Source organism: Vibrio sp. 1978 (assembly GCF_033344345.1).
On record NZ_JAWPOP010000004.1, the window covers coordinates 178,530 to 194,143 of the forward strand.

General features: G+C 43.4%; 11 protein-coding genes. 3 read left to right on the plus strand and 8 right to left on the minus strand.

Annotated features, from left to right (window positions below; translation table 11 throughout):
• Positions 1-49 precede the first annotated feature (49 nt).
• The 3 genes from R8N49_RS06055 to R8N49_RS06065 all read left to right on the plus strand — a co-directional run bounded on the left by R8N49_RS06055 (position 50) and on the right by R8N49_RS06065 (position 4,367).
• Positions 50-1,789: an ABC transporter transmembrane domain-containing protein gene (locus tag R8N49_RS06055; protein ID WP_186584290.1), complete on the plus strand. Its 1,740-nt coding sequence runs from the start codon at positions 50-52 to the stop codon at positions 1,787-1,789.
• A gap of 3 nt (positions 1,790-1,792) precedes the next feature.
• Positions 1,793-3,568, plus strand: coding sequence for an ABC transporter transmembrane domain-containing protein (locus R8N49_RS06060; protein WP_186584292.1), 1,776 nt, complete (start codon positions 1,793-1,795; stop codon positions 3,566-3,568).
• 250 nt (positions 3,569-3,818) lie between these two features.
• Positions 3,819-4,367: a hypothetical protein gene (locus R8N49_RS06065; protein ID WP_064353890.1), complete on the plus strand. Its 549-nt coding sequence runs from the start codon at positions 3,819-3,821 to the stop codon at positions 4,365-4,367.
• 42 nt (positions 4,368-4,409) lie between these two features.
• Here R8N49_RS06065 and R8N49_RS06070 read toward each other — a convergent pair whose 3' ends face one another.
• From R8N49_RS06070 to R8N49_RS06105, 8 genes are all read right to left on the minus strand, one after another.
• Positions 4,410-6,632, minus strand: a complete 2,223-nt coding sequence (locus tag R8N49_RS06070) for a TonB-dependent siderophore receptor (protein ID WP_213986339.1) — start codon at positions 6,630-6,632, stop codon at positions 4,410-4,412.
• A 199-nt stretch (positions 6,633-6,831) separates the two neighbouring features.
• A complete protein-coding gene (gene fhuB, locus R8N49_RS06075) occupies positions 6,832-8,808 on the minus strand; it encodes a Fe(3+)-hydroxamate ABC transporter permease FhuB (RefSeq protein ID WP_064353888.1) in 1,977 nt (658 codons plus the stop codon).
• On the minus strand, positions 8,805-9,689 hold the full coding sequence (locus R8N49_RS06080; RefSeq protein ID WP_005377718.1) for an iron-siderophore ABC transporter substrate-binding protein: 885 nt from the start codon (positions 9,687-9,689) through the stop codon (positions 8,805-8,807). The genes fhuB and R8N49_RS06080 overlap by 4 nt, the downstream gene beginning before the upstream one ends.
• An 11-nt stretch (positions 9,690-9,700) precedes the next feature.
• Positions 9,701-10,465 carry an ABC transporter ATP-binding protein gene (locus tag R8N49_RS06085; protein WP_064353887.1) on the minus strand — a complete coding sequence of 255 codons (765 nt, stop codon included), beginning with the start codon at positions 10,463-10,465 and terminating at the stop codon, positions 9,701-9,703.
• Between the two features lie 324 nt (positions 10,466-10,789).
• On the minus strand, positions 10,790-11,008 hold the full coding sequence (locus R8N49_RS06090) for a hypothetical protein (protein WP_005377723.1): 219 nt from the start codon (positions 11,006-11,008) through the stop codon (positions 10,790-10,792).
• A gap of 87 nt (positions 11,009-11,095) precedes the next feature.
• Entirely contained in the window at positions 11,096-12,220 is a 1,125-nt protein-coding gene (locus R8N49_RS06095) for an HD-GYP domain-containing protein (protein ID WP_132936641.1), read from the minus strand.
• A 274-nt stretch (positions 12,221-12,494) separates the two neighbouring features.
• The gene (locus R8N49_RS06100) at positions 12,495-13,700 is read right to left on the minus strand and encodes an aromatic amino acid transport family protein (RefSeq protein WP_318189879.1); all 1,206 of its coding nucleotides are present in this window, start codon (positions 13,698-13,700) and stop codon (positions 12,495-12,497) included.
• 161 nt (positions 13,701-13,861) lie between these two features.
• On the minus strand, positions 13,862-15,055 hold the full coding sequence (locus R8N49_RS06105) for an iron-containing alcohol dehydrogenase (protein ID WP_132936640.1): 1,194 nt from the start codon (positions 15,053-15,055) through the stop codon (positions 13,862-13,864).
• Between the last annotated feature and the right edge of the window lie 559 nt (positions 15,056-15,614).

Below are 15,614 nucleotides of genomic sequence, written 5' to 3' on the forward strand. Positions count from 1 at the left end.
CTCAATAATAGTTCTATAACAAATTCAACAATTTAAAGCGGGAGGCGTAATGAGAATATTCTGGCAGCTACGTTGGTATTTCCAACAAAAGTGGAGGCACTATGTCGGATCCATTCTGCTTTTCGCTGTGATATCAGCACTACAGCTTGTTCCGCCCAAAGCAGTTGGCATCATAGTTGATGGCGTCGTAGACAACACTTTAGATACAAATACGCTGATTCTATGGCTCTCAGGGTTAACTGTACTGATCTTTACTATTTATGGGTGTCGCATCTTATGGCGAATTTGGCTTTTCGGCGCAAGCTGGGAACTCGGGACCATTCTACGTAACCGTCTATATAGGCACTTATCGACACAGCCACCTCGTTTTTTTGAACGTTACAAGACGGGGGATCTGATGGCTCGTGGCACTAATGATGTGCGTAATATCGTTATGACAGCCGGCGAAGGGGTTTTAACCGCCGCAGACTCTTTGATCACTGGTATTGCGGTTTTAATCATTATGGTAACGCAAGTAAGCTGGAAGCTCACCGTAATGGCGCTTCTTCCAATGCCATTTCTTGCCATCATCATCTTCTTTATTGTGCGTATCCTACATCAACGCTTTCGTGTCGCTCAGGAAGCCTTTTCTACCATGTCAGACATGACACAAGAGTCACTTAATGGCGTGCGAATGCTGCGTGCTTTCGGATTAGAAAACCAAGAGCAGCAACGTTTTGAAGAGGTTGTGGATGATACTGGCGAAAAGAACATCGCTGTCGCAAGAGTCGATGCTAGATTTGACCCGGCAATTCAGTTAACCATCGGTCTTTCTTTCCTTCTTAGTGTCGCTGCTGGTGCTTACCTTGTTGATAAAGGTGAGATCACGCTTGGTGATCTGACCGCATTTACGATGTATTTAGGGTTGATGATATGGCCGATGTTGGCATTCGCATTCCTATTTAACATTTTAGAAAGAGGCTCTGCTGCATGGAACCGATTACAAGAGATCTTTGATGAAAAGCCAGAAATTATCAGTGGCAATAAGCCAATAGAAAATAAACCACTTCCGTTAAAAATTGATATCGACGATTTCCATTGGTCTAGTGATTTACCGCCCGCTTTGACGGAAGTAAACATCGAACTGGAACCCGGAAAAATGTTGGGAGTTGCAGGGCCGGTAGGAAGCGGAAAATCGACCCTGTTAACACTACTTTTGCGTCAACATGATTTAGAAAACGGCTCAATTAAATTCGGGGATGTCGAGATCAAGAATGCCCTACTACCGCAGTGGCGCAACCGTTTTGCTGTCGTTAACCAAAGTCCGTTTCTATTCTCCAAATCTATCTTCGAAAATATTGCCTTAGGCAACCCTAATGCAGAGAAAGAAGAAGTCTATAGAGCAGCAAAGTTAGCCTGTATACATGACGATATTGAAAAGTTTCCTGAAGGCTATCAAACAGAAGTTGGTGAAAAAGGCATTACACTCTCCGGCGGGCAAAAACAACGTATTGCGATAGCACGCGCTATGCTGATGAATGCCCAAGTGTTGGTTTTGGACGATGCACTTTCCGCTGTTGATGGACGGACCGAACATCAAATCCTTAAGAATTTGGAAACATACTACCGTAATCAGGCCCTAATCGTTATTGCGCACCGCCTCACCGCTTTGGAAGCAGCAGACGAGATCATTGTATTGAATCACGGACACATTACTGAACGTGGGCAACATAGCGCGTTATTAGCGCATAAAGGCTGGTACGCCGAAATGTTCGAGTACCAAAAACTAGAACAGGCGATGGAGGAATAATGAATGAACCAGACCAGCACGTTTAAACGGTTAATGTCTTACCCATTATCTCAACCAAAGCCAATGATTAAAGGACTCGCCTTGCTGTTTATTGCTGCGTTAGCCAGCGCCGGCGGCCCTTGGTTGATTCAATATTTCATTGATGAGCACATCGCTAAAGGTGACTATTCACAAAATGTTCTGATTTCGCTAGCAGTATGTTATATCGCTCTTCAGATCGTATCGGCAACATTCCAGTATTTTCAGTCATTGCAATTTAGCATTGTCGCGGCTAACACGATCAAAGCGATTCGTAAGCAAGTATTTTCTGGCGTGATTAAGCAGCCGTTATCTGCGTTTGATTACACTCCTGCTGGAAAATTGGTGTCGCGAATCACCAACGATACGGAATCTTTACAGCAATTTTATGAGCTTTTGATCGCGACCGTGGTGAAAAACGTGGTCATGATTGTCGTAATGCTTGGCGTTATGTTTTTCATGAGTTGGAAGCTCACACTCGTTGTGCTTGTATTGCTGCCGATCGTCATCGGCTTTATGTACTTGTTTAAGCAGCTAAGTACAGAAAGCTACCGAAAGATGCGTGACCTATTGACCGATATAAATGCGAATCTGAGTGAATCCATTCAAGGGATGAGTGTCATCCAATTAATGCAACAAGAAGAGCGTTTTAATAAACAGTTCAACGAGCTAACCGCAGAGCATCTGGTGGCATCTAAACGAGTGATTCGGCTAAACGGCTATCTGCTAAGACCATTAATGGACTTACTCGCTGGTCTTGCGTTGCTTTGCTTGGTTGCGATCTTTGGTTTTAATGGTATTGAGTTGATTGGTGTGGGGGTACTGTATGCATTTATCAGTTATCTTGCGCGAGTTACTGAACCACTAATTGAGATGACTCAGCAACTTGCTCTACTTCAGCAGGCGTTAGTATCAAGCGAACGTGTTTTTGAATTGATTGATGCGAAAGAACAAACTTACGGGGGCGATCATCAACCATTAAGGTCAGGTGCTATCGAACTTAAAGACCTCTCATTTAGCTATGATGGTAAACAGGACGTCCTAAAAGACATTTCGTTGAAGGCCAACCACCAAGACTTTATCGCGCTTGTCGGGCATACAGGAAGCGGTAAAAGCACATTAGCGTCACTGTTAATGGGCTTTTATCCAACGCAATATGGTGAACTGCTCATAGATGGTCGTCCACTTAAAACATTAGGGAAAGACGTACTTCGCAAAGATGTGGCAATGGTTCAACAAGATCCACATATTCTCCCTGCTTCAGTCAGAGAAAACATCTCTCTCAGTCGGGCGGTTGATGACAATCAAATATGGGATGCGTTAGACAAGGTAGGTTTGGCAGAACAAATTCATCGTTACCCTAACGGGCTAGACACGCAGTTAGGTCAAGGCGAAACTAATTTATCTGCAGGTCAGAAACAGCTTTTGGCGTTAGCACGTGTGCTTGTGGTAAAACCTAAGATATTGATATTAGATGAAGCAACCGCAAATATTGACTCAGGAACAGAGGCTTTAATCCAAAAGAGCTTGGCGGTCCTCAGACAAGACATGACGCTCGTTGTTATTGCTCATCGGCTTTCAACTATCTTAGATGCAGACCAAATCATTGTTCTTCATCATGGGGAGTTAGTCGAGAAAGGCACACACAAAGCACTCTTAACGCAAAATGGTCGTTATGCTCAAATGTATCAGTTACAGCAAGCAAACCGACACCTACAACAGATTGAAGAAGACACCAAGCAACTCGAAGAAGCGGTGTGATTTTATGCCCGTGCCTTCTTTTTATTTAGTCGGCATGGGCATAATTGGTGTAACTTCAAAATTTAACCTGTTAGCTTCCAATTTCTTCATAATGTGAACTAATTTTCTATTTCTTACCTATTATTGACATAACCCCTCGCTATATCGCGCAAGGTCGTTGTAAAATCGTACGGTACTTAAGTCTACTGCCTGTGGCATTGGACTGAATTCCGCTTTCTAATTATGCACATTAATCTCATGACACAAGTCCATGGACAAAGATAAGTTTACTAACATCTATCGCTTGCCTGGTTCGATTCAAATTCGTATCGGTAAATGGCAAAAGACGTTCCGCGGCACCTCTGATTTAGTTTTACATCAGGCGCTAATGGAACGTAATAAGCAATTTAAGAAGCCAGACTTTTTACCTAAAGGCTGGTGTGTCACTCCTATTGATGAAAACGACATTACCATTACGCATCACGGTAAATATATCCAAACCGTTATGCGCACAATGCTGGACAGAAAGGTCTCATACAAGCGACTGTTCCTATCTCGAATGGCTCTCGAAGAAGGTGAAAAAGTGCTCCACAATTACAAGCTGGAGTGGGTAAGAAAACATAACCAGATCGCCAAAAAGTACAATCAAATTAAAAAGAAACAATATATGAACTTTGCAAGAGAAGAAGAGGAAACCCTCTACCCTTCGATTCCAAAGGGTGAGTTTGACAAAACATTATGGAACAAACTTGTCATATCATCGTTTGGCCCGCAGAAAAAGTACAAAAACCCGCACTTTGTCCGTAAAGCCGATTTCTAAATAAACACCCCTAAAGTGAGGGGTGTTTATTTATACGTTAACTCACCAGTCGTAAGTTAAACTTGCAATAACATTTTGTCGGTCGCCATACCAACAAAAGCCATCACATGTCGCTATGTACTTTTTATCCGCGATGTTTTTAGCTGCGACTTGTAGCTTGTAATCGCCGATTCGATAACTGACCGTCGCATCCATTAAGAAATAACTTGGTACTTTTAGTCTCTCTTCGTTGTCTCCGTATGACTCACCTGTATAGCGCGCGCCCAAGCCAACAGCAAAGCCATCAAGAGGTCCATCAAAGAAACGATATTGTGCCCAAGCTGATGATACGGTATTCGCCACTTGGGAAGGTGTTTTGCCAACCCATGCCTTATTGATGTCTTCTTTTATCTCTGCATCAACGTACGCAATGTTCCCGATCAATGTTAAGGATGGTGTCACATTAGCTACAGCTTCAAACTCAACGCCGTTATTTTCTATTTTTCCTATTTGCGTTAATTCACTCAAGTAGATACGAGCCAAGTTTTCTTTTGTTGCTCGATACGTTGCAATATTGAAATAACCATCAAATGAATCCGGTTGGTATTTCATACCGATTTCAAATTGATCACCGCTTTCAGGCTTCGCTGGCTTACCATTGCTGTCTTCTTGAATAATTGGATCAAAGTACTGAGAGTAACTAAAGTATGGCGTGAAGCCAGAATCAGAAATATAAGCCGTTCCCACGCTAAACGTCCACTCTCCATGATCGACTTTCGTGCGAGCCCCCGTGGTAACATTATGTACTTCATTACTTGTATCGTCGTAACGTGCGCCCAATAACATCGCCCATTTATCGTTGATCAGCATATGATCTTGAAAGTAGACGCCGAGCTGCTGATTATCGATTTTCGTTCTTTGTTTATCGGTTTCGCTCAATGGTTGTAGCGTATTCGGATCGAGTAACATTATGTTATCCGAATAAGTAGGATTAAATACATTAAACCTAGGATCGGGCAAAGCTCCCATTGGTGTGTTTAATAATGCATTACCATTAGCAACGATAGGGTCATTGGCAAAATCTTTACCATCGATACTGATCATTTGAAAATCTATGCCCAACATCAAGTTATGCTCAACACTTCGCCAATTTACTTGGTGCATCAAACGATTATCGATATTAAAAGCATCAGATGACCCATCTTCTGTTGAAGCACCCCGAAGTATGGTTTTGCGTTCATTTGATGGGTCCAAAACCGGCCCCAACGCAGGCACGTCAGCCGAGTAAACGTACGAATACATTTGTCTTAGCTTAACATCCATTTCGCTGTAACGAGCTGCTTGAACAAATGAAGTGGTATCATTAAATGCATGAGAAAACTCATAGCCTAAAGACACCTGCTCACGCTCAAACGTCTCCCAGTTAGGATTGCCTATCGCTAAACTATCACTGATCTTTCCATTTTTGTTTGGCGTTAACGTTCCTTCAACTGGCAAAAATTGCAGATAAGGATCTGAGTCGTCTTTTTGATAGCTCGTTAGAAAGGTAATTTCAGACGTCTCATTAAATTTGTACGTTATCGATGGAGAGAGAAGAATGCGCTCTGCTTCTACCCCACTAATTCTCGTCCCATTTTTTCTCGCTAACCCTTGAAAGCGGAAAGCTAGCTGCTCACTCACCTCAGAGTTTACGTCAAGAGAAAGTTGTTTACGGTCTTCAGAACCGTACTCCAAAGATACAAGTCCTGACCCCCCATCAAATTGAGGTCGCTTACTGACAACATTGATAACCCCACCTGGAGGGTTTTGCCCATAAAGAACAGACGTTGCACCACGTAAAACTTCAACCCTCTCTAACGCAAACGGATCTATTTGCCAACTATAGAAGCCAGAAGAATATAAACGGGTACCATCTTGATACAACCCACTGTTCGCTTGTTTAAAACCACGAATAATAAACCAATCTTGCTTGTTATCTTCGCCGAAATAATTAGTTTGAATGCTTGGTGTGTACTGTAGTGCGTCAGAAATGCTAATAGAGGCACGATCATCCATTTGCTCTCGCGTAACAACAGACACCGCTCTTGGAGTCTCATTGATAGCAATATCAGTTTTCGTCGCTGCCCGACTCTTCGCTCCGAGATAACTAAAATCTGGACCAACTGCACTGTCTTGCTGCTGTCCAATCACAACTATATTTTCATCTTCCTGAGCCAAGACATTTGGCGTTGATACAGCTAATACAACCGCCATCGACGTTGGTGTCAGCATAAACTGCCGAGTCATATTCTCTCCTTTTTATCGGTAGCCAAACCAACCCTTCATGACTTCAGCGACCGCTGAAAGAAAAGCGAGTTACGGCATCGCCAGTTGTTTCCGTAAAAGACAAACCAGAGGTTTTGCATAAAGCACTCGCATAGGTTACGAATGCCACTACGAGTGCTTATTTGTATAAGTACTTTCTTGGTTGAGGCTTAACTCATCTCTATAAACGGCGTAAACCCCACATTAAATACAAACCGCCAATGAGAGACGCCATAAGTCCTGTTGGTATTTCTTGCGGGTAAAGGACCTGTCGTCCCAACCAATCAGCCAACAACATCACCCCTGCCCCCAGTATCGCGGCGCATAACATGTGTTGTGACGCTTTGTTAAAACCAAATAAGCGAGCTAAATGCGGAGCCAACAACCCAACAAAGCTAATCGGGCCAACAACCAATGTCGCACTGACCGTGAGACAAGCAACTAAAAGAAGCAGTATTGCGCGTGAACGATCAACTCGAATTCCAAGTGCTTTAGAGGAAGCGGCACCGACAGGAAGAATATCTAGCCATCTTACGCAGAGAAAACTCAACCCTATAAAGACAAGCGCAGATAAAGACAATGGGAGTAACGTTTCAACCGAGACATAGTAGGTAGACCCAGACAACCAAGCCAATGCTTGATAACTTCTTGGGTCACCAGTGGCTAGAATAAAGCTCTGTATTGCATTCATCAGTGCGGTTATCGCAATACCAGTCAACAAAATACGCTCCGGCTGAAAGCCTGACTTACGGTTTAGCAGCACAATGACTAATACCGTCGCTAATGCGCCTACGAGCCCGCCTAGAGAAAGAGTGAAAATTGACGAACCAAACCCAGTAAACATCGCGATGATCAATCCCATCGCTGTCCCTGAACTGATACCGATCACTTCAGGACTTGCCATTGGGTTTCCACTTAGGCGTTGAATCATGGTTCCAGCAATCGCTAACATTGCCCCCGCAATTGCTGCTGCAAATAATCTAGGTGCGCGCCATTCCAAAAAAATCCAATTTTGGCTAGCAAATAAGTTTGTCCACCCTTCATTTTGCACAGCAACCGTGGCAAAAAGAACAACAGAAATTAACGTGCCGATCAACGCCAATGAGATCGCTTTAGGGTTTAGCTTGTAAACATGTTGACGGTGTCGAGTTAACACTGTTTGAGTATGGCCCTGCGTCTTTTGTGATAAACGAGGTAACAGCCATAACAGTAACGGAGCGCCCAATGCAGCCGTTGCTGCTCCCGTTGGTATAAAACTCGCCATTAGCCCTGGCAGTTGCTGAATAACCAAATCGGTTAAAGTCAATAACATGGCACCAATAAGCATTGATACCCAAAGCTTATGCTGGACTTTATTGATACCTATCAATCGAGTAATTGCTGGCGCCGCTAACCCGATGAAACCGATGATTCCTACGGCAGAAACCACCCAAGAAGTGATTAACACCGCAAGCCCAAGACAGACAAAACGCAACTTAGCTAGCGAGACACCTAAACTCTTGGCACCTTGCTCGGAGAGTTCCAACAGACTTAACGGCTTTGCAATCACAAATGCAACGACCGTAGCAAGTGCGATTCGAGGGGCAAGATACGAGAAATCTCCCCATCCACTCTGAACAAGCGAACCGGCTCCCCATATCATTAACCCATTCAGCTTTTCGGTATTCATCATCAGAATAACCGTACTTAATGATGCAAAGTACAGGTTTATCACTAACCCAGAAACGACGACAACCGTTGGAGATAACGCTCGTCGCCATGACAACAGCATCACCAACCCCATCGATATCACACCGCCGATGAGAGCAACCAAATTAGGCGCGATATCCAACATCCAAGGTGCGAATAGCGTAGCTAACATCAAAGCAAAACTTGAACCGCTCGCCACACCAAGTGTCGTGGGTGAAGCGAGAGGGTTACGCAGCACTTGCTGCATCAATACCCCAGCAACCGCTAATCCAGCACCAGATATAATCGTGGTGAAGACTCGAGGCCACCAGCTAAAGTGAAGTAAAACAGAATCGATAGATTGAAAGTTAGGCTCCCATAAACTGATTAGAGCCAACGAAAATGAGCTTACTTGGTACAATTGGAAAGCACCAATAGAAAAGGTAAATGCCGAAAGTAACACCACAAAGCTTAAAGGCATCGTTTTCATTGTGTTAACTCCTCGACCTTACTCGCCGTAACTAACTCTGCGAAACGGAGGGCTGAAGGCATAGAACCAAAACTCCAAACGGGCGCGACTTGCATGACCTTTTCACCAGATTGTTGAACAACATATTGCCAAAATGGGTCTTGAGAGAGCTGCTCCGCTCCACCATAAGGTAATGGCTCTACGATAACGATTTGAGCTTTTATGCCAGCTAACTTGTCGATGCCAACTAGGCTGAAGCCCCAGCTATTCGTCTTTTCATTCCATGCATTACTCAGCCCAATCTTTTCGATAGCCTGGGAGTAAAGACTATTTTGACCAAAAACACGTACGTGCTTTGTATCCATAAACTGAATCATTAGAAGTGGCGGCTGGCCTTTATTTATACGCTGTTTTAATAAAGACAAACGTTTTTCATATTGTTGGATAAGCGCCTCTGCTTCCGCCTCTCTTCCCAGCTCTTCACCAAACCTCCGAGTGAAACTGGTAAGTACCGACCAATCCGTAATCCCGCTTTCATATAAGTCAATGGTGGTAACCGGGGCGATATCAACTAAGCGATGCTTCATTGAGGAGAAGTACGGGGCAATAAAAATACGATCAGGTCTGAGCTCGTAAATGCGCTCTATATTGGGTTGAGTCCTTAACCCTACATCCTTTGTTTGAGGCGGTAACGGTGGTGACTTTACCCAAGCATCGTAATCTTGCCCTTGAGCAACGCCTACAGGTACGACCCCTAAAGCCAACATCGTTTCAGTTTGTGTCCAATCAACCGACATCACCCGAGGTGATGCGTCAGCTAGTGCTTGAAAAGAACTGACCAAAAGCGCACTAAGTGAGAGAGCGAAAGAGAAATGTTTAAGTCGAGTGTTTGTACTGCTCATTATTCCAACCTTTAGCTTGGCATCGCCACCGGATAACCCGCAGGGTGGTCAGAGATCATCATCTCTATCCCATATATGTCCCTCAGCTTAGGTTCAGTAAACACCTGTTCAACATTGCCTTGTGCAATCAAATCACCTTGATGTAATGCAACGATGTAGTCGCAAAATCGTGCAGCCAAGTTGATGTCGTGCAATACGATAATAACGCCCAAACCCAGTTCTTGACTGAGTTTAGAGATAAGCTTCAACATATCTACTTGATGGCTGATATCTAGCGCAGACAAAGGCTCATCAAGAAGCAAATACTCGGTTTTTTGGGCTAACAGCATAGCTAGCCACACACGTTGACGCTCTCCTCCAGATAACGTGTCCACTAAGCGATCTGCGTATTTTAGTGTGCCTGTCATCGCCATTGCTTCTTCAACAATGTCGTGATCTTTCTGACTCAAACGTCCAAGTAAACCATGCCATGGATAACGACCAAAACCGACTAAATCTCGACCTAAAATACTGTCGGTCACTGGAAGATGCTGAGGCAAGTAGGCAATGTGTTGGGCGAACTTTTTCGCTGAGAGATCGTTAATGCTCGTGCCATGCAAAACCACATCCCCTGCAGTATATGGCTGTTGCTGTGCCAGCAACTTTAACAATGTGGATTTTCCTGAGCCATTATGCCCAACAAGAGCGTATGTTTTTCCGGGTTCAAATGTCACATCAAACGCTTTAAGCAATGACTTGCCTTCAATCTCAAACTGGAGTGCTTTAGCTTCCAACATCCCTACTTCACCTAATAGCCATTTACGAATAACAGTTATTCAAAGCTCTCATTCGTTGATCACGTTTGCCGTTCTTATTCAACAGAACGATTAATAAGGGAGGTTTTATATAACAACAAAGATACAAATGCAAACCGTTGTCATTATCATTACATCAACAAAATCATTGAGAGAATTGCTAAGTGTTAGTGATGATTTGCTCGGCTGAACTTCATTAGTAAATTATCGGCAGGTCAACGAGAGCAGCGGTCTCACACTGCTCTCGAATAAATTTGAACGAATACTGCAGCGTATGAAGAAATGAAAAATGCCGCAGTGAATACATTAATGACGAGCGTCAGCGCCAAACTCTACTTCTTTATAGATATCGGCCAGCGACTTTTTACCTTGTTTGTCTTTGGCTGAACGCTTTTTCTTAGTTTGATAATGGTATTCTTGCTCCTGAAGTGCTTGTTCGTGCTCTTTTGCTGACTCAACAAACTCAGGATTTGCAAGTGCTTGTTGGCGTAAGCGGTTTACTCTTTCAAGGGTTTCCCACAACATACTTCACCTCCAAACTTATTACTGTATATAAAAACAGTATTGTTTAAATATTCCTCCTCGTCAACATTTCAACTCCTTTACTGATCTTCACATCAGCCCCAAGCCTGTATAGTGCTCGGGATATTTGTGGATGATTTGCTTTATATAACCTTGATGCTCTCGCAGAGCATTAACACATTCTCGAGATAACCATCCCTGATATACCCATTTTTCAAGCTCTAACAATGCGTATGGGATGGACCACGCTTGTCTATACGGATGGTGCGTTGTCATAAAATCAAAGGCATTCGCGACAGCCGTAATTTGCGCGGCGATTGGTATATCGTCACTGGTTAAACCATACGGATAACCAGTACCATTTAAGTTTTCGTACTGATAAGTAACCATCTGCAAAAACAAAGTCATACTCGGGTGAACCGGATTTCCGATACGGGCAACTATGTCATCCGCTGAATCGATACAACGCTCAATATGTTGAATCAATATCGCCTCTTGTTCTTGAGAGTAATTTGTTCGGCGGCTAGCAATTTCAACTGGCAGCTGACTATCACCGAGCGCATGGAACTGAGCAAAAATACCAATATCTTCGACCATTTCGTCATTCAGGTGATAACGATCCGCTAACTGCGTTGCGATGATTTGACTGTAGTACTTCATGCGTTTGGTATGCGCGTAATACTCAGGTGAATAGCCTGGCATCATACATTGCATTCGGTTCGCTAGCGTTTCTATCGCATTGACTACTTGAGTTTCTGATTCAACCGCAAATCGAATCATTTCGAAATAAGGTTTAAGACCATTCAGCGCTTCTAAACTAAACGCATCACGTTGAGTGGAGTTCAAAAATACAAAACCAGTAAAAGCTTTATTGTCATAACAAGGAATAGCAGCCGACGACTGATATCCGTGTTTGAGTAAAATTTGAACCCGAGGACAGTGATTAATATCATGAAGGTCTTCGACGATACGAGGAACCGCGTTTTTAGAGGCAATATTGAGGTGGTGGAGTTTACGGAATGCTGATTCGTGATGGGCTAAACACCAAGTGTCAAACTCACTTTCTGCAAATGATTTGAGCACATCTTGGTCTGGGTGATATTTTGCAAATGACACCCTATCAATACATGGCAAGTGCGCCTGCATCCTGCCTTTTAGCGTTTGCAGTTGCTCGTTAAGCAGTTTTGCAAACGGGTAAAAACTCCGGTGCGCCATGCTTCACCTCCACACCAAAGCAGAGAAACAAGAAAAGCTCATTGTGTTGCAAATTCAATGGTATTTTGAGCGGTTTTCTCCACTTAAATTATCGATATACCACAACTTAAGTGTACGAAATAAAAGCACATTTCTACCAATTTTTTCACCGGATATCTTACGGTAATTTGATCCAGATTAAAAAAGCCAACGAGCGAAACTCGTTGGCCTAACAATACTGATTGATTACGATGGATTCAGTAACTAGAAGTTGTTCAAAGAACGTTCTAAACAACTAGCCTAGAGCAGGAAGCACACCCAGCGTAATTAACACCTGAGCGAATACGATGCCAGTGCCAGCGATGCCCGTTATCACTAACGCACCTTGACCACCTGCGACGCGGTACTCCCCAGTAAAATCATCCGATTTACGAACCTTGATCACCATAACCAAAGGCAAAAAGATGGCTAAAATCGCTAAGGCAATCGCTGCATAGCCCAAAGCCATAATAAAGCCTTGAGGATAGAAAAGTGCGAAGCCTAGCGGTGGAGTAAACGTCACTAGTGCCGCAATCAAACGATTAGGCTTATCGTTACTTCCTTTGATGGTATCACCCAAAAATTCGAATAGACCCAAACTCACGCCAAGGAACGATGTCAACAATGCCAAGTCAGCAAACACACCAACAATGCTACCCAAATTTGATTGGTGTACTGTCTGAGATAGTTGACTAATCAGTGCGCTCAACCCTCCGTTCTCAACAAGCGTACTTTGGCTAACCACACCCAACGTCACGATTTGCCAAAAGATATAAATAACGAGTGGAATCGTCGAACCAATAATAACGGCTTTGCGTAAAGAAGAAGTGTCACCGTCTAAGTAATTCACAATTGCAGGTATACTTCCGTGGAAACCAAACGAAGTAAAGATCACCGGAATCGCCGCTACAACAAGGCCTTGTTCGATTGGCATACTTAACAAGTAAGATTCCGTAACGTTTGGAGCAAGAAAAGAAAGCACCGCAACCATCGCAATAAGCTTCATCGCGAACAGAACTCGGTTTACTTTATCGACCGTACCGGTACCCACTGTCACAACTAAAGTCACAATCAAGGTAAAGATTATCGTTGATGTAGGCCCTGAAATATCGAGGTCAAACCATTGTGCAAGGCGGTCTCCGAACTGAGCACCACCGCCAGCGATATACGCTGCACACAACGAGTAGAAAAGGAACAACATCGCAAAACTTGCCACCCACTTGCCTTTTTGACCTAGGATCTGTTTCGCCAAAGTATGAAGTGTAGCACTACTCTCCGCATGTTGATGAAGCTCAAGCATAAGCAAGGCAGTGAAAGCCATCAGAGCCCATAAGCCTAGCATGATGATAATAGAAGTTGAAAAACCAATGCCGGCAGAGGCAAGTGGAAGCGCTAGCATACCAGCGCCTATTGTAGTGCCCGCAATAATTAGCGTACTACCGAATACTTTAGAACGACTCATTGTATATTAATCTTTACACTTTATCAGAAATTATCAGTATTAGATCGGGCAACGGCGGACCGAAACCAACACCATATTTGTATTGCCGTCGATATTGTAGGATCTTTAGCAGAAGATCAAGCAAAGTGTAAGGATAAAAAACCACACATGTAAACTATAATTTACACCTCGCTGATATTTAACAATAACTGTGTGCATTCTTCCCTGTTCATGAACTTGGGAACAGGGTAATTCCAGTGCGCCTCTTTCAGAATTAAATCAACAAGCGCATCAGCCTCTTCACGTTGAATGAGCGCACTGGTTTGCTCAATATCAATAGTTGAAAACAAGGACTCCAGATTCGCCAAAAAATGCTGAGCACTTGCGTTACCTAACTGCCCCTCGGCCGTCAACTCATCGAGCTTTCTTAGTTGAGGCTCAATCTCTGATAATGAAAAGCGCAGCACAGGCAACAAGGCTAATCCGTTTGCCATACCATGAGGTATTCCATATCTCGCACCGAATGTGTGAGCAAAGGCATGAACATAACCCAAACTCGCTTTGGTAAATGCTAAACCCGCGTAATAGGATGCCATAGCCATTTTATGCCGAGCTTCGACATCATCCCCTTGCATCACAGCCCTAGGAAGATATTTAAAAATGAGTTTAATAGCGGCAACCGAATAAGCCATCGTTTCTTGAGTAGCGTTTTTCGATACATAGGCCTCAATAGCGTGGGTTAATGCATCAACGCCAGTATCAGCCGTGATCTTAGGAGGTAAACCAATCATTAAATTCGCATCTACAGCTGCCATTAGTGGCACCAACTTTGGATCCATTAAAGGGGTTTTAATGTGTGAGGAGGGATCTGACACGACCGCAGCGATAGTAACTTCACTTCCGGTTCCAGCCGTTGTTGGAATAGCAAAAAGCGGCGCTGGCATTCGCCATACCTTCAATAGTCCAGCTAATTTTTTTATTGGCCGTTTATTGGTAACTTTCGCAGCGATGACTTTTGCACAATCCATTGCAGAGCCGCCACCCAAAGCTAATATGCCCTCACAATGAAAACGATGATAAGCCTCTAGACCGCTCTCAACCTGATCATAGGTAGGATCGGGCTTAACTTGCGAGAATACATCTAACTGTAAATCGAGTTGTGCTGCTGCCTCAAGCACCTTATCTACAATACCGACTTGGACTAACCCTTCGTCGGTAACTAACAAGACGCGTTTAAATCCCAGCTCGGTCATCGATTCTAATAGCTCATTCATCGAACCAGGGCCGGAAAACAAGGTTGGTCTCGGCATAGGAAGGATAAGGGCTGCTATTTTTAACCCTGCGGTGTAACTCCGATATAAACGATGCTTCAACATACGAAATCCTTTTCATTTAGAGCTATCATTCTAGCTACTTTTACTACCTATGCTTACTTTGCAATCACACATTTTCAATAAACTTATCTCACTAAAAGGGCTAGCATCGCTGGGAAACCGTACCATTTTATTATCTTTCCTCAACGACATGAGCTACAGAGAAAATGTTTTCAACGACGCTCTATTGTCATGTAGTTAACAAGCTGCTTTCCCTATTACTCTGTTAGTTACAGAGCAAGCCTCGAAGAAGTCCTCTTATTTTTTGCCTTCAAAAGCAACAATATGAATTCTGTTAATCACACATCAATACCGTGTGTCTCTGGTTAAGCCCGAACACGATTTACAAAAATAAAAATAAGAATGCGTTACATCATGATTTATTGTCGTTTTCAAATAAGTCAACAAGAGCAACAATAATCTTTCAAAACTTATACTTAGTTCAAATATCTGACTCTTAACCATGAGCTTCAGGTGATATTATTATGCAACTAGGATTATTATCCCGCCCATAATCAAAACTATGTCTAAACGCCCACCTTTTTGGGGTCTATTCGCTGTC